At 67.9% G+C, this 21,559-nt stretch carries 19 protein-coding genes and 1 pseudogene; 7 read left to right on the top strand and 13 right to left on the bottom strand.

The features are described 5' to 3' along the window. Positions 1–10: 10 nt before the first annotated feature. Together A5706_RS09540 and fadD1 are read left to right on the top strand one after the other, a co-directional pair. The gene (locus A5706_RS09540) at positions 11–772 is read left to right on the top strand and encodes an SDR family NAD(P)-dependent oxidoreductase (RefSeq protein WP_068129433.1); all 762 of its coding nucleotides are present in this window, start codon (positions 11–13) and stop codon (positions 770–772) included. A 72-nt stretch (positions 773–844) separates the two neighbouring features. Next, positions 845–2,488 (top strand): fatty-acid--CoA ligase FadD1, encoded by a 1,644-nt coding sequence (fadD1, locus tag A5706_RS09535; protein WP_068129430.1) that lies wholly within the window; start codon positions 845–847, stop codon positions 2,486–2,488. Here the strand turns inward: fadD1 and A5706_RS09530 are convergent. The 6 genes from A5706_RS09530 to A5706_RS09505 are packed head-to-tail and all read right to left on the bottom strand — an operon-like array spanning position 2,427 to position 8,681. Continuing rightward, positions 2,427–3,080 carry a PadR family transcriptional regulator gene (locus A5706_RS09530; RefSeq protein ID WP_068129428.1) on the bottom strand — a complete coding sequence of 218 codons (654 nt, stop codon included), beginning with the start codon at positions 3,078–3,080 and terminating at the stop codon, positions 2,427–2,429. The genes fadD1 and A5706_RS09530 overlap by 62 nt on opposite strands. After that, positions 3,077–3,499 carry a Zn-ribbon domain-containing OB-fold protein gene (locus A5706_RS09525; RefSeq protein ID WP_068129425.1) on the bottom strand — a complete coding sequence of 141 codons (423 nt, stop codon included), beginning with the start codon at positions 3,497–3,499 and terminating at the stop codon, positions 3,077–3,079. The genes A5706_RS09530 and A5706_RS09525 overlap by 4 nt, the downstream gene beginning before the upstream one ends. Beyond that, the gene (locus tag A5706_RS09520) at positions 3,496–4,671 is read right to left on the bottom strand and encodes a thiolase family protein (protein ID WP_068129422.1); all 1,176 of its coding nucleotides are present in this window, start codon (positions 4,669–4,671) and stop codon (positions 3,496–3,498) included. The genes A5706_RS09525 and A5706_RS09520 overlap by 4 nt, the downstream gene beginning before the upstream one ends. After that, on the bottom strand, positions 4,661–4,990 hold the full coding sequence (locus tag A5706_RS09515) for a hypothetical protein (RefSeq protein WP_068129417.1): 330 nt from the start codon (positions 4,988–4,990) through the stop codon (positions 4,661–4,663). The genes A5706_RS09520 and A5706_RS09515 overlap by 11 nt, the downstream gene beginning before the upstream one ends. A 1-nt stretch (position 4,991) precedes the next feature. Beyond that, a complete protein-coding gene (locus A5706_RS09510) occupies positions 4,992–7,325 on the bottom strand; it encodes a CoA transferase (RefSeq protein ID WP_068129414.1) in 2,334 nt (777 codons plus the stop codon). Further along, positions 7,326–8,681, bottom strand: coding sequence for an amidohydrolase family protein (locus A5706_RS09505; RefSeq protein ID WP_068129413.1), 1,356 nt, complete (start codon positions 8,679–8,681; stop codon positions 7,326–7,328). Between the two features lie 274 nt (positions 8,682–8,955). On the opposite strand from A5706_RS09505, the gene A5706_RS09500 reads away from it, so the two are divergent. After that, positions 8,956–10,035 (top strand): DUF1214 domain-containing protein, encoded by a 1,080-nt coding sequence (locus A5706_RS09500; RefSeq protein ID WP_068129411.1) that lies wholly within the window; start codon positions 8,956–8,958, stop codon positions 10,033–10,035. Next, positions 10,032–11,204, top strand: coding sequence for a sulfotransferase (locus A5706_RS09495; protein WP_068129409.1), 1,173 nt, complete (start codon positions 10,032–10,034; stop codon positions 11,202–11,204). The genes A5706_RS09500 and A5706_RS09495 overlap by 4 nt, the downstream gene beginning before the upstream one ends. 179 nt (positions 11,205–11,383) lie before the next feature. On the opposite strand, the gene A5706_RS09490 is transcribed toward A5706_RS09495, so the two are convergent. From A5706_RS09490 to A5706_RS09480, 3 genes are read right to left on the bottom strand one after another with little or no spacing between them, the layout of a single operon-like run. After that, the gene (locus A5706_RS09490; RefSeq protein WP_068129407.1) at positions 11,384–11,794 is read right to left on the bottom strand and encodes a Zn-ribbon domain-containing OB-fold protein; all 411 of its coding nucleotides are present in this window, start codon (positions 11,792–11,794) and stop codon (positions 11,384–11,386) included. 2 nt (positions 11,795–11,796) lie between these two features. After that, on the bottom strand, positions 11,797–13,005 hold the full coding sequence (locus tag A5706_RS09485) for a thiolase family protein (RefSeq protein WP_068129406.1): 1,209 nt from the start codon (positions 13,003–13,005) through the stop codon (positions 11,797–11,799). A gap of 9 nt (positions 13,006–13,014) precedes the next feature. After that, on the bottom strand, positions 13,015–15,240 hold the full coding sequence (locus tag A5706_RS09480; protein WP_068129404.1) for an acyl-CoA dehydrogenase: 2,226 nt from the start codon (positions 15,238–15,240) through the stop codon (positions 13,015–13,017). 168 nt (positions 15,241–15,408) lie between these two features. Between A5706_RS09480 and A5706_RS09475 the strand changes: the two genes are divergently transcribed. Continuing rightward, positions 15,409–15,996: a TetR/AcrR family transcriptional regulator gene (locus A5706_RS09475; protein ID WP_068129403.1), complete on the top strand. Its 588-nt coding sequence runs from the start codon at positions 15,409–15,411 to the stop codon at positions 15,994–15,996. Here A5706_RS09475 and A5706_RS09470 read toward each other — a convergent pair. After that, entirely contained in the window at positions 15,934–17,853 is a 1,920-nt protein-coding gene (locus A5706_RS09470) for a pyruvate kinase (RefSeq protein ID WP_082964278.1), read from the bottom strand. The genes A5706_RS09475 and A5706_RS09470 overlap by 63 nt on opposite strands. A 195-nt stretch (positions 17,854–18,048) precedes the next feature. On the opposite strand from A5706_RS09470, the gene A5706_RS09465 reads away from it, so the two are divergent. Continuing rightward, entirely contained in the window at positions 18,049–19,116 is a 1,068-nt protein-coding gene (locus A5706_RS09465) for a DUF190 domain-containing protein (RefSeq protein ID WP_068129458.1), read from the top strand. Positions 19,117–19,125: 9 nt separating this feature from the next. Here A5706_RS09465 and A5706_RS09460 read toward each other — a convergent pair whose 3' ends face one another. The 3 genes from A5706_RS09460 to A5706_RS09450 form a co-directional block, all read right to left on the bottom strand. Beyond that, a complete protein-coding gene (locus A5706_RS09460) occupies positions 19,126–20,019 on the bottom strand; it encodes a fructose bisphosphate aldolase (RefSeq protein WP_068129401.1) in 894 nt (297 codons plus the stop codon). Positions 20,020–20,209: 190 nt separating this feature from the next. Next, positions 20,210–20,803 carry a cytochrome b gene (locus A5706_RS09455; protein WP_068129399.1) on the bottom strand — a complete coding sequence of 198 codons (594 nt, stop codon included), beginning with the start codon at positions 20,801–20,803 and terminating at the stop codon, positions 20,210–20,212. Further along, positions 20,800–21,321 carry a hypothetical protein gene (locus A5706_RS09450; RefSeq protein ID WP_369831836.1) on the bottom strand — a complete coding sequence of 174 codons (522 nt, stop codon included), beginning with the start codon at positions 21,319–21,321 and terminating at the stop codon, positions 20,800–20,802. The genes A5706_RS09455 and A5706_RS09450 overlap by 4 nt, the downstream gene beginning before the upstream one ends. Before the next feature lie 18 nt (positions 21,322–21,339). Here A5706_RS09450 and A5706_RS32140 point away from each other — a divergent pair. Beyond that, a pseudogene (locus tag A5706_RS32140) lies at positions 21,340–21,559 on the top strand (catalase); the annotation flags it as partial.

The following is a 21,559-nucleotide window of genomic DNA, read 5'->3' as shown; positions in this document are numbered from 1 at the left end:
CGCTCTCGGGATGCAAAAGGTGCTGCAAGGCAGGCGGATCCTGGTAACCGGTGGAGCGACCGGTATCGGCGCGGCCGCCATCGGAGTCCTCACCGACGCGGGGGCCGAGGTGGTCGGCACCTACCACAAGACCCCGCCGCCGGATGGGCTGGCGAATACCTGGCTGCAGTGCGACGCGCGCGACGCCGACGCGGTTACGGCGATGACGCAACAGGCGGTCGAGCACCTGGGCGGGCTCGACGTCCTGGTGAACGCCGCGGGGCTGTGGCAGGCCGGAGTTCCGGGCTACATCGGCGCCGACGACATCTCGTTCCTGTTGGACACCAACGTGAAGGCCACCATCCTGACCAATCAGGCCGCCTACTCGGTGATGAAAGAGCAGAACCCCAAGGGCGGCAGGATCATCAACTTCGGGTCGTCCGAAGCCGTGCAGGGTAGCGCGATCTCGGCGGTCTACGCCGCAACGAAGGGCGCGGTGCAGGCGTGGACACGATCGGCCGCGAAAGCCTGGGGCGCCGACGACGTCACCGTTAACGCGTTGGCTCCGGCGGTGCAGACACCGGGCTCCGACCGTTTCCGGGATTTCCTCGGTCCCGATGCGAGCGCCCTCATCGATCAGCAGATGCAGCTGATGATCCCGATCGGCGGGAAACTCGGAGAGCCCGCGCGAGACGTCGGGCCCATGCTGGTGTTCCTGGCCGGGCCCGGCTCGGGCTTCATCACCGGGCAACTGCTGGCCGTCGACGGCGGACTGATGATGGTGGGCGGCTAGCACCCGGGGCTGGGGACCGCCGCTAAGATAAGACGGACCGTCTCGTCTCGTAATTGAAGGTGGACCGCTGCGATGGCCGACGACACGATTCAGGCGCTACTGCGTAAGCGCCTGACCGACCCTGCCGTCGCCGTCAAGCATGGTCATCTGCAATGGACTTGGGATCAATACCTCACCGAGGCGGCGGCGCGGGCCGCGGCCCTGATCGCCGCCGCCGACCCGCGTCGACCAATGCACGTCGGCGCCTTGCTCGGAAACACGCCGGAGATGCTGGCCCAGATGGCGGCGGCCGGGCTCGGCGGCTACGTGCTGTGCGGAGTGAACACGACTCGGCGCGGCGAGGCTCTGGCCGCCGACATCCGGCGGGCCGACTGTCAGTTCGTGGTCACCGATCCCGAGCATCGGCCGCTGCTCGAAGGTCTAGACCTCGGGGGAACGCAAATCCTGGACACCTCGACGCCGCAGTGGGCCGAATTCCTCAGGAGCACCGACGATTTGGTCCCCCACCGCGAGGTCACCGCGACGGACGCGTTCATGATGATCTTCACGTCGGGAACCAGTGGTAATCCCAAGGCGGTGCAGGTATCCCACCTGATGGCGGTGGTCGCCGGGCTCAGCCTGATGGGGCGATTCGGGCTGACCGAGCAGGACACCTGCTACGTGTCCATGCCGCTGTTTCACTCCAACGCGGTCGTCGCCGGTTGGGCGCCCGCGGTGGCGTCCGGCGCCGCGATCGTCCCGGCGAGGTTCTCGGCGAGCAACTTCCTGGACGACATCCGCCGCTACGGGGCCACGTACATGAACTACGTCGGCAAGCCCCTGGCCTACATCCTCGCCACCCCCGAACGCGACGACGACGCCGACAACCCACTGCGGGTGGCGTTCGGCAACGAGGCCAACGACAAGGACATCGAGGAGTTCGCCCGCCGATTCGGCGTTCAGGTGGAGGATGGCTTCGGCTCCACGGAGAACGCGGTCATCGTGATCCGGGAACCCGGGACGCCGAAGGGGTCGATCGGCCGCGGCGTCGACGGGGTCGCGATCTACAACAGCGAGACCGTCACCGAATGCGCCGTCGCACGCTTCGACGCCAACGGGGCGCTGGCCAACGCCGACGAGGCGGTGGGCGAGTTGGTCAACACCGCGGGCTCGGGGTTCTTCACCGGCTACTACAACGATCCCGAGGCCAACGCCGAACGCATGCGCCACGGCATGTACTGGTCGGGGGACCTGGCCTACCGCGACGCCGACGGCTGGATCTACCTGGCCGGGCGCACCGCCGACTGGATGCGCGTCGACGGCGAGAACCTGGCCGCGGCTCCCATCGAGCGGATCCTGTTGCGGCACAGCGCCATCAATCGCGCAGCGGTGTACGCCGTCCCGGACGAACGGGTGGGAGATCAGGTGATGGCCGCGATCGTCCTCAACGGCGGCGCCGAGCTCGAGCCCGATGCGTTCGAAGCCTTCCTTGGCGCGCAATCCGACCTGTCCCCGAAGGCCTGGCCGCGATACGTGCGCATCGCGGCCGACCTGCCCAGCACCGCCACCCACAAGGTGCTCAAACGCCAGCTGATCGCCGAAGGCGCGTCCGCCGGCCAGGGCGAAATCCTTTGGGAGCGTGACGGGCGCGGCACCGCCTACCGGCAAGCCACGTCTAGCGCGGGTCCCTGGGTGCCCGACGGCGGATCTGCCCCTTCGCCCGTCGCACCCGTTTGACGGGATCTCGGCTTGTGCCGCCGGCGATCTCGTCGCGCAGCTGCGCGATGTTGGAAATTTCCGCATACAAACCGCGGATCGCATAGTCGAGCACCGCGAACGAGCAACGCTGGTCCGGGTCATCGGCCAGACCGAGGTCGCGGGAGCGCTGCCGCGACCACAGCGCCTCGTCCAGCCGGGCGCGGGTCGCCTCGAGATGGCGGTCCAGCGTGTCGACCAGGTGTTCCGGATTCTCGCCGCGCGCAAGCCAGGTCTTGAGGATGACGGGGTGTTTGATGACCACCCGATCCTCGGCCGGAAAGTGCTGGACCCACCGGCGCAGCGCGTCCAGGCCCGAATCGGTGGTCTCGTACAACGTGATCGCGCGCTTGCCGGATTGGGCACCGATCTCGCTGACCATGCCCCGCTCCAGCAAGCGGTTCAGCTCGCGCCGCACGTGGCTCACCGACGGCGACCAATAGAAGTGGCCGACCGATAGTTCGGCACGCATCTTGATCTCACCGGCGGTGAGCTGTTCGTCGTTGGCGGCCAGCACGCCCAGCACCAGGTAGGCCGTCACCGGCAGGCCATTGCTGGTGCGGGCGGGACTCATTGCAACCCGGTGAAATACGGCAGGGTGACGTCGGCGCCGACGGCGTGGAGTTGCACCCGGACGCGCATGCCGATCGCTAGGTCGCCCGGGTCCACCCCGACGACGTTGGTCAGCATCTGGTAGCCCTCGTCCAGCGTGACGATCGCCGGCGCATAGGGCGGCTCGAATTCCGCGGTGACCGGGCGATGCACTACCGTCCAGCTGTAGATCTCGCCGAGCCCGCCGCTGCACTCCCACCGCAGTTCGGCCGAAAGGCATTGGCGGCAATGCTCGGTCGGCGGAAAGTTCGACAGGCCACACGCTTCGCAGCGTTGGTAACGCAACTCCCCCGCTCTGCAGCCCTGCCAGAAGGGGACGCTGAGTTCGCTGCTGGCGTGGGGCACCGGCCCCGTCTGTGGCCGCAACGGTTCGGATGTCATAACGGCTCGTCTCCCAGGATCAGCACTGTGGTGAACAGGGCTCCCGCACCCCCGTTGCTGCAGAACGCGATGTGCGCGTCGGGCACCTGGAGGTCACCGGCCTGGCCGCGCAGCTGCTGGACGGCCCGGACGGCCCGCTGCATCATCTGCGGATTGGAGCCGGCGTGGCTGAAGGACATGGTCCCCCCGTCGGTGGTGACCGGATGGCTGCCGTCGATCGCGATGTGGCCGTCGGCGACGAACGGTCCGCCCTCGCCGTCGCCGCAGAAGCCGAAAGCCTCTAGCTGGCGGATGATTTCGAAGGAGAACGGATCGTAGAGCTCCAGCACGTCGACGTCGTCGGGCCGCAGGCCGGCGTGGGCGAACGCCCGCTCGGCCGCGCGCCTGCCCACGACGCCATTGACGTAGTGGCCGTGATCGCCGCGCCGGCCGGCGAGGTCCCATGCGGGCGGGTGCTGATACGACGGGCCGTGAAAGTCCGCGCCGCTGCCCAACGCGTAGATCGGTTGGCCGGCGACATCCACCTGGTCGACGTTGGCCACGACGAGGGCGCAGCCGCCCTCGGAGGTGGTGGCGCAATCGAGGAGATGAAACGGGTCGGCGATCGGCCGCGACGCGGTGATGTCTTCCGGCGCGAACGGACCCCGTTGGTAGTAAACGGCTTCGGGGTTTCGCGACCCGTTGTTGCGAATGGTCGCCGCGACCATCGACAGTTGTTCGCGGGTGGTGCCGTAGACGTGCATGTGGCGCCGGGCGATCAGCGCGAACTCGGCGGTGGTGAACATCCCCCAGGGCGCGACGAATTCGTTCTCGGGCCGGGTCCACGGAGCAGTGGCCTGGTGGTCGCGGTATTCACCGGCTTGCGCGGCGACCAGGACGACGACGTCGGCCATGCCGTGCTCGATCGCGGCCGCCGCCTCGGTGATCATGCCGACCCCGAACGCCAGTCCCTGCCAGGCCGGCCCGAGGCGCAGGTCATAGATCAACGCGGTGGACAGCGGGCCCGCGCTGATCCCGTCGACGTCCTCGAGGCTCAAGCCGGCGTCGGCGAGCGCCCCGTGAATGGCCTTGAGCGCCAGGCTTCGTGACGTTTCGCCATCCAGCCGACGGCCCTGCCGGGTGTTGTGCACTCCGACGATCGCCGCGGTCCGCTTCGCCGAGCTAGTTTTCATCCGCGACAACTCCCAGGTAGGTTCCGACGACGTCGTATTCTTGCCCGTCGCGTTCGATGGTGCCGATCGTCGTGGTCCGCGCGCCGCGGGGTGCGGCACCGGTTTGGACCACGTCGATCCGCACGTCGATCGGCCGTGCCGATTGCGGGTCGGTGATCTCGACGACCATCGCCACCGCCCGTTCGCTCGCATCCCACTCGACGCCGGTGATCCGGTGGCGGGCGGTCAGCTCCATCACCACGGAGTCCTGGCGCACCAGGAACCGGACAGGGGCGCACGGCTCGCCGGCGCGCGGCGGGACGCACAGCGTGACCGCCACGTCACAGGCCCGCCGGCCGTGTGCTGGTGGCCCCTAAGGCGCGCAGCTCCACCAGATCCCGGTGACTGCGCCCAAGAATTCCCGTCAGCACTTCCTCGGTGTGCTGGCCATACAGCGGGGGCACCCGCCGAAGCCACCGTCGTGGCTTTCCGACGAACGCGAACGGCATGCCGGTGCATAGGAACGAGCCGGCCACCGGGTGGTCGATCTCTTCCCAGAAGCCGCGGGCGAGCAGTTGCGGGTCGCTCAGCAGTTCCGCGGCCGGGGTGACGCGCGCCGCCGCCACCCCACCGGCGCGCAGCGCCGCCACCGCGTCGGTCGCCGAACGCCGGGCGGTCCAGCCGGAAATCAGCTTGTCGATTTCGTCGGCCCCTTCGCGCCAGCCAGCGCCGTCCGGGCCGAGGTCGGGTCGCTCGATGAGCGTCGCCAACGACGCGCGCGCGGCGTCTCCCAGGGCGGCGAGCGCGACCCATTCGTCGTCGCCGCGGCACGGATACACGCCCTGGGGCGTCGCGCCCGGGCCCCTGTTTCCGTTGCGGCGCAACTCGATCCCGTTGCGCGAGTACTCGACCACCAGCTCGGCGGCCACATTCAGCGCCGCCTCGACCATCGTCGACTCGACGTGCATCCCGGTCCCGTCCCGGTCGCGAACCACGAGCGCGGCAATCGCGGCGAACGCGGCATGCAGCCCCGCCATCGGGTCGCACACCCCACGCGGGATGACCGGCGGGCCGTCGGCGTGTCCGGTCACCCACGCCATTCCGGTCGCCTGCTCCATCGTCTGGGCGAAGCCCACGCGATCACGCCACGGGCCGTCGAGGCCAAACGCGGGCATCCGCACCATGATCGCGCGCGGATTGGCCGCGGTCACGGCGTCCCAGTCCAGGCCGAAATTCTCCATCACCCGCGGTGAGAAGTTCTCGATCACCAGGTCGCTCGCGGCGATGAGCTCCAGGGCTATGGCGCGCCCGGCGTCGACGCTGAGTTCGGCGCTGACGCCGCGCTTGTTGTTGTTGCTGCACAAGAAGACCGGGCCCCACTCCCACCACTGGTCCCAGTCTGGTGGGCGGCCGGCGGAGAGCCGCATGCCGTCGGGCCGGCGGACGCCCTCGAGCTTGATCACGTCGGCGCCGAGGGAACCCAGGAATTGAGTGGCGACCGGTCCCGCCCAGAACGCCGTGAAGTCGGTTATCAGTATGTCGGACAACGGGAGTGCGTCCGCATCGGCGGCTTGCGGCCGGTGGGGCCGCGGCGGCCAGTGGACACCGCCGTTGTCCGCCCCCAGCAGCGGGGGCTTTGCGGGCGGCCTGGTCGCCATCGCGTCGCTCCGATACGGCACCCGCGGCTGCAGGCCGCCGGGTTCCGATTCGACGAAAACGCCGCGTTCGACGAAGTGGTCGACCTTCGGCAGCGTGGCCGGGGTGCCGATGGGAGCCACCGGGATGCGGAAGGCCACCGCGAGGTCGATGATCTCTTGCGTGGTGCGGGTTTCCGTCCACTGCGTGACCATGCCGAGGAATTCGTCGCGGCGCTGGACGCGCCCGACGAACGACGCGAGCTCGGCGTCGTCGAGCAGGTCGGCGCGATCGATCATCACCAGAAAGTCCTGGAACTGTTGCGCGGTGATAGTGCAGAAACCGACCATGCCGTCGGCCGTCGGAACGATCGACGGCAGTTCCAGGCTGCGTTGCTGCTGAAGGGAATCCGCGCCCAGCACGCTGGCCGACATGGCGGACAGCCCACCCATCGCGATCGCCATCGCCTCGTAGGTCGAGACGTCGACGACCTCCCCGCCCCCTCCCCGGGCGGCGCGGCGGGCCGTCGCGGCGGCGACGGGTGCGGCGAACGAGCCGGCCAGCCACTCGCCGAGCCGCCCGCCCGCCTGCACCGGTTCGTCGCCCGGCCAACCGCGGCCGTCGATCGAGCCGCACAGCGCCTGCAGGATGAATTCGTTGGCCACCACCTGTTCTTCGACGTAGGGCCCGGTGGTGCCGAACGGCGTCACCGCCACGATCACCGCCGACGGTCCGGTGTGCGCAATGATTTCGTCGAGGGTCCAACCGTCGGTCAGGTCGGTGAGCACGATGTCTGCGCCGGCCAGCAGCTCAACCGCCCGCCCACGGTCGTTCACCGACTTCTTGCCGGCGGCCAGGTAGCCGAACAGCGCGCCGGCCGGCCCGCCGGCCGACCAGCTCCGCATCGAATCGCCCTGCGGTGACTCGATTTTCACGACCTCGGCGCCGGCATCGACGAACATCTTGCCGCAGTAGGACACCGCGATGCCGTTGGACAACTCCAGCACCCGCCAGTCGGCGAACGGTGCCCGGGCGGCCACTCAGTTGCCCAGGGTGGTGGCGCGCCCTGCGATGCCCGTTATCTCGACCGTCGGCGGCGGCTGCCCCTGCGCGAGGGCCTGCAGACCGGCCTGCGTAATCCGGGTCCACGCGTCGAGGTCGCGCTGGTCGGCCGGGCGGCCGACGTGGGTGACGACGTCGACGTCGGTGGCCTGCGAGCGCAGGTAGCCGGCGCGGGCGTGCTCCTTGGGAATGTACCGGAAGGGGTCGAATGAGTAGGCGGCCATGGCGTTTTCGTGCGTGATCTTGTTGATGACGGCGTCGTCCAGGTGCCCCATGGTCTCGATGACGTCCTCCGGTGCGAACGGCCAGTTGCTGTCGGAATGCGGGAAGTCGGACTCCCAGCACAGCATGTCCTCGTTGAACCAGTCCATGTTGCGCACGCCGACCTTGTCGCTGATGAAGCAGGTGTAGAAGTGGCGCTTGAACACATCGCTGGGTCCGGCATAGCCGGGTGGGAATTTCGCCAGCGTCCAGCCCGAGTGACGGTTGTAGACGTGCTCGGCGCGCCAGAGGAAGTAGGGAATCCAGCCAACATCACCCTCGGTGAGCGAGAACTTCAGCTGCGGGAAGTCGGCCCAGAATTCGGCCCAGATCAGCTCGGTGAAGGTGAACATACTCATCATCGACGACGCCGTCATCTGAACGCTGGGCGGCGCGTCCGTCGACACCTGCGGAGAGCGAGATGCCGAGCCGACATGGGTGCACAGCACCGTCTGGTTCTCGCAGACGGCCTCGAACAGCGGATACCAGTATTTGGTGTGAATGCTGGGCATTTGCAAGGCTTCCGGGTTCTCCGAGAATGTCACCGCGTGGCAACCCTTGTCGGCCAGCCGCCTGACCTCCTTGGCGGCCTCGGCGACGTCGAAGAGCGGCAGGATGCCGCACGGGATGAACCGGCCCGGGTAGGCCGCGCACCACTCGTCGACGTGCCAGTCGTTGTACGCCTTGATCATCACCAGGTTGACGTCACGGTCGGGACCCTGGTTGAGCACCTGGCCCGAGAAGCCGGTGAAATTGGGGAAGTTCAGGCCCGCCAGCTGGCCGCCGGCGTTCATGTCGCGGACACGCTCGTCGACGTTGAAGCAGCCCGGGCGCATCTCGTCGTAGCGCGAGGCGTCGATGTTGTACATCTCGCGGGGCTTTCCGGCGACGGCGTTCAGGCCCATGTTGCGTCCGCGAACCTCGCCGTAGTACCACTGCTGGACCCCGTCGGGTTCGAGGACCACCCGGGGCGCCAAGTCCCTATATTTCGCGGGGACGTGCGCATCGAACATATCGGCCGGCTCGGCGATGTGGTCGTCCACGCTGATCAGGATCAGTTCGTCCTTGTTCATGCCGCACTCCTCTGCCGATATAGCGACTAGTAGACAATGATTCCCGTCACAGAGTCAACGGCGCCACGTGTCGGGACCGAACAGCAAATGCGCGCCGGCACCGCAATTATTCAGCAGCTTCGATCACCCGCCCACCACGCAGGCCCAGCCAATAGTGAGGGACTATTAGTCCAGCGCTGCAGGTGAGCCCGGACAGGGCCGCGCGTCCCGTCGCCCTCCCGATATTCGGGAGAATCGGCGACGGGAGGCTGACGCATCGTCTATGCATTTGGCTATGGCTGAAACCCAGGCTCCGAAGGCGCGCGCCGCGTGGCAGTTCTTCCAGCAGATGCTGGCCGACGCCACCAAGATCGTGACCGAGGACGCCGAATCGGAACGCGAACTCCTCGAGGGGCTGCGCGTCATCGCCCGCGTCTCGTCGCTGTGTGCGCAACTGTCGGTCGAGGCCGACCCCGACCGCCCCGCGTTCTTCGATATGTGTTCTCCGACAAGGATGGTCGGCGGGCCCAACCCCGACGGCAACTACTACCTGGCGATGGTCCGCGGTGACCGCCGCTACCGGATCACCGGCACCCGCGGCACCAGCGCCTATCTCGGATTTCAGATCCTGGCCGGCACCGGGCTGACCCCGCGCCGGATGGCCAACTACGTCAGCGACACCGACCTGACGCTAAGCGGCGACGAGTTCGCGCTGGTGCTCTCTTCGGAAGAACCCACCGATCTCGCCGGCGCGCAATGGGTGAAGATCCCCGAGGACGCGTCCTCGGTCGTCGTCCGCGAGTACATCGGCGATCCCGCCTCCGAGACGCTGGCCACGATGCGCATCGACGCGCTAGATCCCGACCCCGTGGCGCCGTTGACCGACGACGAACTCGCCGACCAGTTCACCGCGATGGCGTGGTCGCTGATGAAGCTGGTCACGCTGCACCGCACCATCAAGCCCGAGCTCCTGCACACGCCCAACACGCTGCTGACCGCCGAGGCCGCCGATCTGGGTGCCGCCGACACCACGCCGGACAACCTGTACATGATGGGGACATTCCGGCTCGATCCCGGGCAGGCGCTGGTGCTCGACATCGAGCCGCCCGACACCCGCTACTGGAACGTGACGCTGGAAAGCCTGTGGCACGAGTGCCTGGAGCCGCGCCGTCGGCACAGCGCGGTGACCAGTCGCGCGGTGCGGCCCGACGCGGACGGGCGAGTGCGGATCGCCATCTCGGCGGAGGACTTCGGGTACGGCCACTGGCTCGACACCGGCGGCCGGCACCGCGGGTTCGTGGTGGTGCGCTGGCTGGACAACCCCAGCCCGCCGGACGTCTCGGTGTCGGTCCACGAGGGAAAGGTCCGGGCATGACGCTGCAGGAGCGATTCGCCCCGGAGCGGCTCATCGCCACTGCCTGCGAGGAGGCCGGGAGTGACGACTTCGGCGACGACGGGTGGCAGGCCGGGCTGCAGCGGCTGACCGACGGGCTGGTCAACGAGGCGCGTTTGTCGGCGATCGGGGTGGAGATCGCCCACCTCGACATCATGCGCGCCCTGAAGAACCGGCTCGGCGTAATCGACTGGCGCAAGCAACATCCGGAGGTCGCCGGCAAGCCGATCACGGCGCCGATATTCATCGTGGGCCAGCCGCGCAGCGGCACCACGATTCTCTATGACCTGCTCGCCCAGGATCCCGACCTGCGGCCGCCGCTGACGTGGGAGGTGGATGCGCCCTGTCCTGTCCCGCAGCCCGAGACCTATCACGACGACCCGCGGATTGCGCAGACGCAGGCCAGCATCGAACTCTCCGAGCAGATCATCCCGGGATTCTTGGCATTTCACCCGATGGGGGCGCTCGTCGGGCAGGAGTGCGTCCGCATCACGGCCAGCGAGTTCACCAGCATGATCTTCTCGGTGCAGTACCGGCTGCCGAGCTACTACCGCTGGCTGCTGTACGAGGCCGACCACCGCGGCGCCTATCGCTTCCACCGAATCTTCCTGCAGCACCTGCAGTCCGGCGTCCCCGGCCAGTGGCTCCTGAAATCGCCGGCGCACCTATGGCACCTCGACACCCTGCTCGCCGAATATCCGGACGCGCTGATCGTGCAGACCCACCGCGATCCGCTCAACGTCATCTCGTCGATCGCCGCGCTGACCCACCACCTGCGGCGGATGGGCAGCGACGAATCCGACATCGCCGAGTGCGCGGCCCAGTCCTACGAAGAAGTGGTCGTCGGCCTCGAGCGCGGGATGGCCCTGCGCGACAGCGGCGCGGTGCCGCCCGGCCGCGTGGTGGACGTGCTGTTCACCGATTTCATGAACGACCCGTGGACCACGATCAAGGACATCTACCAAAAGCTGGGCCGCGAGCTGAAACCCGATGCCGCACAGCGGATGCGCGACTTCCTTGCCGCGCACCCCGGCGACGTCGGGGGCAGCCGGTACACGTGGTCGGACACCGGCCTGGACGCCGCCGAGGTCCGCGACCGGGTGCGCGCCTATCAGGACCGCTACGGGGTACCGACCGAGCAGTTGAAGTGACTCGTTGCCGCCCGGTCACATCCGGTACATACGTCACCCATTTCTGGCACATGTCGAAGTGCCCGCCTCGCAGCGACAATCCGTGAACGCGGCTGTCTCGAAGGCCGGTTGTCGCTGCGAGGCGGGCAGGTCGAACATCCTTGCCCGCACATGCCACTGTGGCGGCTGTGACGCGGCTGTTACTCCGCCGGTTCGTAGCGCAGCATGGTGACGTCGTGCTCGGGATAGTCGCAAAACACCGGGCGCACCCGCATCCCGACCCTGAGGTCCGCCGGGTCGACGTTGACCATCTCGGTGGAAAACCTTGGCCCCTCGTCCCATTCGACAATGGCCAGCAATTGCGGAACCGCGTCGGCGAAGTGCGGGCCGACGGGCCGGCGGGCCACCGTGAACGAGTACAGCGTTCCCATCCCGGATATCTCGCGCCATTCCAGGTCGTCGGCCAAGGTGTGCGGGGCACGTACCCGCGGATAGAACACGTAGCTCTGCGACGACGGCGAATACTGGATGACGATGCGGTGCTGGGCCAACGCGTCCCAAAACGGCGCGGTGGTAGGCGTTTTCACGGGCATCGGCCGCTCTAAGGTCATCGTCAGTCTCCCTGCAATATGAGCGTCGTCTGCTCGGACAGGATTCCGCCGTTGCCGGAGACGAAGGCGCGGTTGCAGTCGGCGACCTGAGCCGCACCGGCGCGCCCCATGATCTGGCGGGTGGCATCGCATACGTGGTGCATGCCGCCCGCCAATCCGGCCTGGCCGAAACCGAGTTGGCCACCGGCGGTGTTGAGCGGGAAGTCTCCGCGGAAGGTCAGGTCGTGGTTGGCAACGAACTCCATGCCCTTGCCCTTCTCGCAGAAGCCCGCGTCCTCCAGCGACAGCAGCACGGTGATGGTGTAGCAGTCGTAGATCGACACCATGTCCATGTCATCGCGGGTCAGATCGGTCATGGCGAAGGCGGTGTCCGCGGCCTCCGCGATCGGGGTGTGCAGCAGATCCTTGGCGTAGGTCGGGGTTTTGAACGGCACGTGCTCGCCGAATCCCTTGATCCACACCGGACGATTGCGAGAGCGCCGCGCCAGGTCGGCGTTTGTGACCACGACGGCGGCGCCCCCGACGCAGGGCATCACGATCTCCAGCATGTGCAGCGGGTCGGCGATCACCGGGCTGGCGAGGATGTCCTCCACGGTGAGCGGCTCGTCCTTCCAGATCGCGCCCTCGGTGTGGTTGGCGTTGATCCGCTGGTCGACGACGATCTTGGCCATCGCCCGTTCGTCGTAGCCGTAGACGGCCGCGTAGCGCTGGGCGACCTGGCCGTACGGGCCGTTCTGGCCGAGGTTGCCGTACGGGATCTCGAATTCCGCTTGTGGGGAGCCGTATTGGTTGCTCGACGAGCCGAAGTACAGGGCGTCGCCGTAAGCTTTGGGCTTCTTCTTGGACATGGGAGTGATGTAGCGCGCGGGCAGCGCGCACAGCACCGCATCGCAGATGCCGAGTTCGACGGCCGCGGCCGCCCGCCACACCATGGCCGCGGCGCTGGCGCCGCCGAGGTCGACGTGCTCGGCGAATCTCGCTCCGACGCCGAGGTATTCGGCGATCGTGGAGGGTACGAAGATCTCCGACTCGGCCAGGTGTGAGGCCACGATGCCGTCGACGACCTCGAACGGCAGTCCAGCGTCACCCAGCGCGGCGGCGCCGAGCTCGGCCCATTGCTCGATGACGAACGGCGCGGGTGACGCCTTGCTCATGCGCTCGGGCGGCAGCTCGACGTACCCGACGATCGCGGCTTCTCCACGTAATCCCATGCGGTGTCCTTATTTCCGGGGCAAACCGAGAATCATCTGCGCGATGATGTTCAGCTGGATCTCCCTCGTCCCACCGCCGATCAGCTCGGCCGGCAGGTGGAGATAGGGTTCCACGACCGCGGCGTCGGGGTCATCGACCATCGCCACCTGCCCGGTCAGCTGCAGCGTGGCCTCGAAGGTGCGGCGGAGCAACACGTTCATCGCCACCTTGGCGATGCTCGAAGCCGGACCGGACGCCTGCCCGTCGAGTAGCCGGATGGTTTCCCGCACGCCGAGCGCCCGGATGGCGTTGGTGTAGGCGTCGAGTTCGCCGAGCTCCCGCAGGGCGTCGTCACGATCCGGCCCGGGTTGTGCGGCGAGGCGGCGGAGCGCGACGGCCCGGTCGAACTTCACGTATCCGCTGATGGCCGAACGCTCTTCGGCCATCGTGGCGATCGCGAGGCTCCAGCCGTCGGTGGGACCGCCCAGCAACATCTCGTCGGGAACGAACACGTCGTTGAAGAACACCTCGTTGAAGTGCGCCTGCCCGGTCGCCGTCTTGATGGGCTGGATTTCGATTCCGGGCGATCGCATGTCGATGATGAAGTAGCCGATGCCGCGATGCTTGCTGGCTTCGGGGTCGGTGCGCGCCAGCAGCGCGCCCAGGTCGGCGTACTGGGCCAGCGAGGTCCAGATCTTGTGGCCGTTGATCCGCCAGCCGCCGTCGACCTTGGTCGCCCGGGTGGCCAGCGATGCCAGGTCGGAGCCCGCGCCCGGCTCGCTGAATAGCTGGCACCAATGGATCTCGCCGCGCTGGGTCGCCGGGATCAGCTTCTCCTGCAGTTCTTTTGGCGCGGCGGTCAGGACCGAGGGCAGGATCCACTCGGCGATGTTCAGCGATGGCCGCACCAAGCCGGGGCGCTTGGCGAACTCCTCGTCGATGATGAGCTGTTTGAGCGGACCCGCGTCAACTCCCCATGGCGCGGGCCAGTGCGGCGCCATCAGTCCGGCGTCCGCGAGCAGCGTGCGCTGCGGCCCGGAGGCCTGGTCCGGGTAGTCGCCGTGCGGCGCGGGCGTGTCATTGCGCAACTGCATTGCCGCGTCGAGGGTTTCGGCGACCCAGGCACGAAACTCGGATTCCGCGTCGCCCAGGTTGACCGACATGTCGCGGGTCTGGGTGCAGGAGAGCTCGCCCAGCCGCCGCGCCCAGCGATTCGCCGGACCGATCGATCCCGCCAGGCTGATGGCCCGGCGCCAGTACAGGTGCACGTCGTGTTCCCAGGTGAAGCCGATGGCGCCGAGCATCGTCAGCGCGTCGAGCACCAGGTCCGGAATCGGCGAAACGGCGATCGTCGCCGCCCCGCCCGCGGCGAGGCGGTGCTGGTCGAGTGGTTCGTCCACGGCACGGACCGCGTCCCAGGCCGCGGCGGTCGCCAACTCCGTGTTGACGAGCAGCATCGCCGCGCTGTGCTGCAGGGCCTGAAAGGTACCGATCACCTTGCCGAACTGCTCGCGGATTCGCAGGTGCGCGGTGACCGCGTCGACACACCACTGCGCGATGCCGGCCATCACGCTGGCTACCAATCCGACGGCGACGCACTCGGCGCGGTCGGCGTCGAGCCCGCCGAGTACGTCGGACTCGGCCGCCACGTATTCGCTCAGCCGCAGGATCCCCACGTCCGCCACCAGGTCGGTGCCGCGCACGGATTCGATTGCCGCCGTCGGCTTTGTGGTATCAACCGCCACCCAGACGTCGTCGCCCTCCCCGGTCCGAGCGCACACCAGGACTACCCGCGCCGAACAGACGCCCGCCGTCACGTCCGACGCGCCGCCGACCACCCAGCGTTGGCCGTCGCGAAGCGCGTGGAAGTCACCGCCACCGGGAAGGACGACCGCCGCGGGCAAGCCGGACGCCAGTTCGCGCACCAGCGACTCCGCGGTCGGGTTCGGATCGGCCAGCAGCGCAACGGCTCCCGCGGTCACGGTGGGCAAAAGCGGGCCGGGCAGCAACGCCTTGCCGGCCGATTCCAGCACACACGCCGCGTCGATGAGCCGTCCGCCCTGGCCGCCGAGGCGCTCGGGCAGGTGCACCGCGTGAAAGCCGTTGGCAACCAACGCGTCCCACCACGCCGGAAGGCATCCTGCGGCCAGGTCATCGAAGCTCTCGCGAGTCGCGGCGATCGGGGCGTGCCGACCGGCGAACTGGGCGAAGGCGTCACTGAGATCCTGCTGCTCCGGGGTCAGTCCCAGCGTCATGACCGCGACCCCACGCGGCTGAGACGACACGCCATCGAAGACCGCTGCCCTTTCCTTACAAGACGAACCGTCTCGTCTTGTGGCAGACTACGGGGCGGGTCAGGATATGTAAAGCGCACGAGACCCGGCGGACGACCGGACAGACCTGTGGAGATGAGGATCACCTAGATGCCAACCGATCTCACCCAGGCAAGCTATCCGAGGCGCCGCAGCGAGAAATCGCGCACGGCCATCGTCACGGCGACCCGAGAGCTGCTTCTCGAGCGCGGATTCGACGGCCTGACCATCGAGGCGGTCGCCGCCCGGGCCGGCGTCGGAAAGCAGACCATCTATCGCTGGTGGCCCAGCCGTCCGGCGCTGGTCGCCGACGTCATGCTCGAGGACGCGGACAAGATCCTGGCGTCGGTCGATCACACCGAGGACCTGGCGGCCGACCTCGTCGGGTGGGTGCGCAAACTCGCCGCAACCCTGACCGCACCGCGGGGCTCGGCGATGCTGCGCATCCTGACCGTCGCCTGCATGGAGCACCCAGAAACCGCCGCCAAACTGCGGGCCGGCTTCAGTTTGCCGCTGCACGAAAGCGTCCGCAGCCGGCTTCTCGCGGACGGTATCGACGAGGCGACGGCCGAGTCAGCGGCCGACGCCATCGTCGGCGGCGTGGTGTACCCGATTCTCTCTGACGCACAGTCGTATTCACGACGCCGAGCCGAGCGCACCACCCGGATCATCGTCGAGGCGCTCGGGGCCCGCCGCTGACCAAGAGTGCAGCGGACGCAGCAACGAGTTCTTTTTGTAGTAGTGCTCCGCCATTCTGCGCATGATGTTGTCGAGCACGGTTACCGCCTCGGGCAGGTAGGGACCCTTGTTCAGCATCACGCATTCGGCCCGTTCGCTCATCGCCGCATCACTGATCTCGGCGCGCGACGGCAGGCCCGTCTTGGCGAGCTGCTCGAGCACCTGCGTCGCCCAGATCACCGGCAGGTGCGCCGCTTCGCACAACCACAGAATTTCCTCCTGCAGCTCGGCCATCCGCTCGTAACCGCACTCGACCGCCAGGTCGCCCCGGGCAATCATCACTCCGACCCGCGGCCGGCGCATCGCGGTGAGCAGCAGCTGCGGCAGGTGTTCGAAGGCGCGCCTGGTTTCGACCTTGAGCACGATGCCCAGCTCGCCAGCGCCGAGGCGATCGAGCTCGTCGAGCAGCCGCTCGACATCCGCCGGGCTGCGAACGAACGACATGTCCACCAGGTCCGCCAGTTCGACGACGACGGCAAGGTCGGCGACGTCGCGGTCGGTGATCGCCGAAATCGGCAGCTCGGTGTCCGGCATGTTGATGCCCTTCGCGGCCTTCAGGCGGGCCTCACCCTCTTCGGGATGGTCGATGCGCACGGTGATGACGTCGGAGTCGACGGACACCACCCGCCCGCCGATCCTGCCGTCATCGAAATGAATCGCATCCCCCGCGCGGGCATGGTCGAACGCCTCGGGCAGCGTGCAACCGATCCGCGCAACGGGTTGATCACCGTCGACCGGGGCCGGCGAACAGTCGCGGGTCAGCCGCAGCAGGTCTCCGGCGCGCAGCACCAGGCTCTGCTCCTTCGCCGGGAGCGGACCCACTTCGGCCGGCTTTCCGCCGTCCCCGGCGTGCAGGGCCGTACCGGTCACCAGGTAGGTGGTCTGCTGGGCGGTCAGCACGAATCCGCCTGGAGCGTCGACGGTCTCGAGTCCCAGCCGCCGCCTGGACCCGCGTGCGTCCCGCAATACCAGTACGTCGCCGCCGTCGCGGTTGATCAGCCACCGTCGCGGGACGGTGATGACCGCCATGCCGGGCTGGGGCGGGTCCGTCGGCTCCTCGGTCGCCGTCAGCCAGGCGCGTGCCGGCGCGACAACCTGGCCGAGGGCGTTTCGGTGTGGACGCAGTTTGATGACGCGGGGGCCCGGCTCCAGCGGGCCGGTACGCAGCTTCGGTCCCGCGAGATCCATTGCCACCAGGCAGGTTTCGCCGGCGCGGGTGGCCGCGTCCCGGACGTGGTGCGCCATCGCGCGCCACGCTGGCGCGTCGTCGTGCGCGCAGTTGATCCGCGCGATGTTCATGCCACGTCGCACCAGCCCGCGAACCAGGTCGGCGTCGGTAGCGGCCTCCGACGGCAGCGTGACCATGATCCGGGTCGCGCGATGCGGCGGGCGTGGGCCGAGCAGATCCACCGTATGTTGGCGCAGTATCTGGGGTCCCCGCTCGATGGGTACCACTGACGGCGGCGGCGGCTCCCATCTGCCTCCCACGATGGCGGCGATGGCCGCGCGAACCGCCGAAAGCGTGGCATGAACATGTGATTCACTGCGGCCCAGCGACGAAAGCCCGAACTCCGCCAGGTCCGTCTGCAGCTCCCGCAAGTCGTATTGCCGAATGGCCCAGTAATGGGCCAGGTTTCGCGCGCTGGACCGATGCTCGGGCGCCACGGTGGTCAGCCAGCCCGCCCACGCGCGCTCGGCCTCGGACAACCTCGTCAACAAGCCGTCAACCCGCTCGAGCAAACCCGCAAGTCGCCGCAGGTCGTCGTCCCCGGCCGGTGGGCGTTCCCCCTGGGGGGCGCCGTTCAACCGGTCGGCCATGCGCTCAGTGGGCACGACGACTCCTTCGTGGTTTTGCGGCCACATGGTGTTAACGTCCGCGTAACGGTAATGACGCGAAACATCAAGGCACACACCAAATTAGCGGCCGCCGCGGCGCCGCAGCAGAGGAATTGGTCCCAAATCCGGACGGCGTGCATCCAATGGGTAGAATCCCGCACGGCGACGGGAGCGAGCGTGGACGAGGACTGTCTGAAGCTCAGTGCCTATCTGGCGGAGCGCCGGCGGACCGACGAGGGCTTCGTCTCCGACGTGCTGCTCAACCTCTATCAACAACACCGGATCGCGAGCAGCATCGTGCTGCGCGGCATCGGCGGATTCGGGACGGGTCGGCTCCTGCGAACCGACGAATCGCTGACGCTGTCCGAGGACCCGCCCGTGGTGATCGTCGCCGTGGACACCCGCAAATCGATCGAGGCTCTGATCGATCCAGTGCTCGCGATCAAACAGCGCGGCCTGGTCACGCTGGAGCGCGCGCGACTGCTGCGCCAGGACGTCAGGTTGCCGGAGCTACCCGACGACTTGCGCGAGGCCGTCAAGCTGACCATCTACCTCGGCCGCAAGGAGCGAGCCCAGGGAGTGCCGGCCTACGTCGCGGTCTGCGATCTGATGCACCGGCGCCACATCGCCGGCGCCTCCGTTTTCCTGGGCGTCGACGGCCTCATCCACGGACAGCGGCAACGCGCCCACTTTTTCGGTCGCAACGCCGACGTACCGATGATGGTCGTCGCGGTCGGGTCCGGCGATCGCATCGCTCGGGTGCTGCCGGAGCTCGGCGACCTGCTCCGCCGGCCCATGTTCACGCTGGAACGCGTCCGCGTGTGCAAGCGCGACGGCGAATTGCTGGAACGGCCGCACGCGCTGCCGGGGGTTGACGAACACGGCCTGCCCCTGTGGCAGAAGCTGATGGTCTATACCTCCGAATCGGCGCTGCACGACGGGCTGCCGATCCACCGCGCGATCCTCCAGCAGCTTCGTCAGCGCGAATCGCCGGACGGCGCGACGGTGGTGCGGGGCATCTGGGGTTACCACGGGGACCACCGGCCCCACGGGGACACGCTGCTCTCGCTGAGGCGTCGCGTCCCGGCGGTCACCATCGTCATCGACACCCCGGCCAACATCGCGGAGTGCTTCGACGTCATCGACGAACTCACGCGGCACGAGGGGCTGGTGACCAGCGAAATGGTGCCCGCCTTGGTGTCGGACGAAGGCGACCGCCCACCGATGGCGAACCACCGGTACTAGAGCCCGGCGTCAGCCGGCGACGGACGCGTCGTAGATCGACTGGATCGCCTTGTCCAGCGTGGCGTTGAACTGCTCGTCGGACTGGTCGACCGAAAGCCCCTCGGTCAGCGCGCGGCTGAAGCTGGCGATCAGCCCGGTGTTCTTCGCCAGCAGCTCGTTGGCCTCGTCGCGGGAGTAGCCGCCGGACAGTGCGACCACCCGCATCACCTTGGGATGCTCGATCAGGGGGCGGTAGAAGTTGATCTCGGTGGGCAGGCTCAGCTTGATCATCACGCGCTCACCGGCCGGCACGGTCTCGAGTTGCTTGGTGATCTCATCGCGCAAGATGGCCTCGGCCTCGGCCTTGTCCGGGATCGAGATGGTGACCTCGGGCTCGAGGATGGGAACCAGACCGTGCGACAGCACCTGATGGCCGACCGCGAACTGCTGGGCGACGATCGCGGCGATGCCCGCCGCGTTGGCCCCGCCGATCACCGACCGTTCCTTGGTGCCGAAGACGCCTTTGCTCACGGCCCGCTCCAGCAGCTCGTCCAGCCCCGAGATCGGCTTCATCAGCTGCACGCCGTCGGACGCCTCCGCCAGGCCCTTGTCGATTTTCAGGAACGGCACCACGCCCTTGGTCTCCCAGAGGTACGTGGTCGACGGCACACCCTCGATGTCCCGGTCCATGGTCTGTTCGAACAGGATCGCCGCCAGCACCCGGTCGCCGTTGAACGCCGGGGAGGTGATGATCCTTGAACGCATCTGGTGGATGAGGTCGAACATCTCCTTTTCGGAGGAGTACGCGTCCTCTTGAATTCCGTATAGACGCAGCGCCTTGGGCGTCGAGCCGCCGCTCTGGTCGAGCGCTGCAATGAACCCCTTGCCCGACGTCATCCGGTCGGCTTGCTGCTGGTTCGGCATGGAACTTCCCCACTCCCTCGTGGCACTGTCGGGTGCCGATCATATTCGTCCGATCGGGGCGTGAGCGGGCAGGTCGTCAGGCGCCGGTGCACGTCGCGTAGTGCCGCGATCAGCATGATCAGACGCTACCGCCGTTACCTGGGCTCGTTTTCAGCGCGTCCACGTCGGTCATATTCGCACGGCACGGCCGTCACGCCACGGTGTCGTCCTGTCGCGGGGCGCGGCGTTTGGTGGGCCACACCGCCATGCGATCGAGCAGCCCGTCGCGCAGCACCAGTGTGTGAAACAGCACGGCGCAGACGTGGGCGGTGAACGTCAGGAAGAGCAGGAAGGCGAACACGTTGTGGGCCTGACGGAGCACCGCGTACAGGTCGAGGTCGTGCGGCGCGATGCCCGGTAGCCGCAGCGGCCCCGCCAAGGTGATCGGGAATCGCGCGGCTGACAGCATCGCCCACCCGACCAGCGGCTGGATGAGTAGCAGCGCGTAAAGCAGGTATTCCGACCACGACGCGATGCGGCGTTCGGCTGGGCCCATCGTCGCCAGGAACGGGGGCAGCCGGTGGGTGAGCCGGTTCACCAGGCGCACCACGGCGAACACGAGGATCAACACCCCCAGTGGGCGATGGATGGCCAGCAGCAGCGGGTAGTAGCTCAGCGAAGCGATCATGGTCACGCCGATCACCAGCTGGACGATGACCATCGGCGCCATCAGCCAGTGCAGAATTCGGGAGGGGACGGCGAAACGTGCTGGGGCGCTGGTGGTTTCGCTTGCTGTTCCGGTCATGACAACACCTTGGTCACGTTGACCTCGCTGGGCGACTTGGGCTCCTCGGCGCGGCGGGTGAATGAGCGTGCGTAGACAGCTGACCTTGCCGGCGGCAGCGGGTCGTCCGATGCGGTGATGCCGTCCGGCAGCACCAGCGGGTCGAAGTTGATATCGCGCGCGTTACCGGCTTCCTCGGTCTGCACCGCAGTGATGGTGATGGTGCCCGCGTCGATGGTCCGCCGCGACTGCGGCCACGGCTTGGTCGCGTCGTGGGTGGGATCGCCAGGCTGGCCGACCGTGAGCACCAGCCGCCAGCTCAGCGGCCGTTGCGACGCCGCGCGGATGAGGTCGTCGAAAAGGTAGTCCTTGCCGTGCGGAGGCTGCGGGGCCCCGCCGCCGCCGGCGTCCTGTGGCACCACCGACCACCGCACCGGAACGGTGGCGCCGGCGGTGTTGGTGAACCAGAAGGCGTTCAGCCCGTAAAACGTGCTGTCCGCGAACCCCGCGGTGGGCGGGGATTGCTTGATGATCTTCATCGCCGCGACGGTTTCGGGATGCCGATCGAGGAATGCGGCCAGCAATGGCGCACCGCGATGATCAACTTCCCCGTCTTCACGGACAGCACCCCGGAGGGGTTTTACGAGCGGTTGCTCGCCTCCAAGCCGCTGCCCGAGACGGGCAAGCCGGACCCGCAAAAGCTGGCCGCATTCCTCGATCGGCATCCCGAAACCGTCGCGGCGATGAAGATCATCAAGCAATCCCCGCCCACCGCGG

It is taken from the genome of Mycobacterium sp. E796, assembly GCF_001672815.1.
In the GTDB taxonomy this organism is placed as follows: domain Bacteria; phylum Actinomycetota; class Actinomycetes; order Mycobacteriales; family Mycobacteriaceae; genus Mycobacterium.
This window is presented reverse-complemented; position numbering and strand designations above follow the sequence as displayed.

Excerpts from the sequence above, each read along its gene's own strand:
- A5706_RS09540 (WP_068129433.1), top strand. The coding sequence starts at position 11 with ATGCAAAAGGTGCTGCAAGGCAGGCGGATCCTGGTAACCGGTGGAGCG.
- fadD1 (WP_068129430.1), top strand. The coding sequence starts at position 845 with ATGGCCGACGACACGATTCAGGCGCTACTGCGTAAGCGCCTGACCGAC.
- A5706_RS09530 (WP_068129428.1), bottom strand. The coding sequence starts at position 3,080 with ATGAGTCCCGCCCGCACCAGCAATGGCCTGCCGGTGACGGCCTACCTG.
- A5706_RS09525 (WP_068129425.1), bottom strand. The coding sequence starts at position 3,499 with ATGACATCCGAACCGTTGCGGCCACAGACGGGGCCGGTGCCCCACGCC.
- A5706_RS09520 (WP_068129422.1), bottom strand. The coding sequence starts at position 4,671 with ATGAAAACTAGCTCGGCGAAGCGGACCGCGGCGATCGTCGGAGTGCAC.
- A5706_RS09505 (WP_068129413.1), bottom strand. The coding sequence starts at position 8,681 with ATGAACAAGGACGAACTGATCCTGATCAGCGTGGACGACCACATCGCC.
- A5706_RS09500 (WP_068129411.1), top strand. The coding sequence starts at position 8,956 with ATGGCTGAAACCCAGGCTCCGAAGGCGCGCGCCGCGTGGCAGTTCTTC.
- A5706_RS09495 (WP_068129409.1), top strand. The coding sequence starts at position 10,032 with ATGACGCTGCAGGAGCGATTCGCCCCGGAGCGGCTCATCGCCACTGCC.
- A5706_RS09490 (WP_068129407.1), bottom strand. The coding sequence starts at position 11,794 with ATGACCTTAGAGCGGCCGATGCCCGTGAAAACGCCTACCACCGCGCCG.
- A5706_RS09485 (WP_068129406.1), bottom strand. The coding sequence starts at position 13,005 with ATGGGATTACGTGGAGAAGCCGCGATCGTCGGGTACGTCGAGCTGCCG.
- A5706_RS09480 (WP_068129404.1), bottom strand. The coding sequence starts at position 15,240 with ATGACGCTGGGACTGACCCCGGAGCAGCAGGATCTCAGTGACGCCTTC.
- A5706_RS09475 (WP_068129403.1), top strand. The coding sequence starts at position 15,409 with ATGCCAACCGATCTCACCCAGGCAAGCTATCCGAGGCGCCGCAGCGAG.
- A5706_RS09470 (WP_082964278.1), bottom strand. The coding sequence starts at position 17,853 with ATGGCCGACCGGTTGAACGGCGCCCCCCAGGGGGAACGCCCACCGGCC.
- A5706_RS09460 (WP_068129401.1), bottom strand. The coding sequence starts at position 20,019 with ATGCCGAACCAGCAGCAAGCCGACCGGATGACGTCGGGCAAGGGGTTC.
- A5706_RS09455 (WP_068129399.1), bottom strand. The coding sequence starts at position 20,803 with ATGACCGGAACAGCAAGCGAAACCACCAGCGCCCCAGCACGTTTCGCC.
- A5706_RS09450 (WP_369831836.1), bottom strand. The coding sequence starts at position 21,321 with ATGAAGATCATCAAGCAATCCCCGCCCACCGCGGGGTTCGCGGACAGC.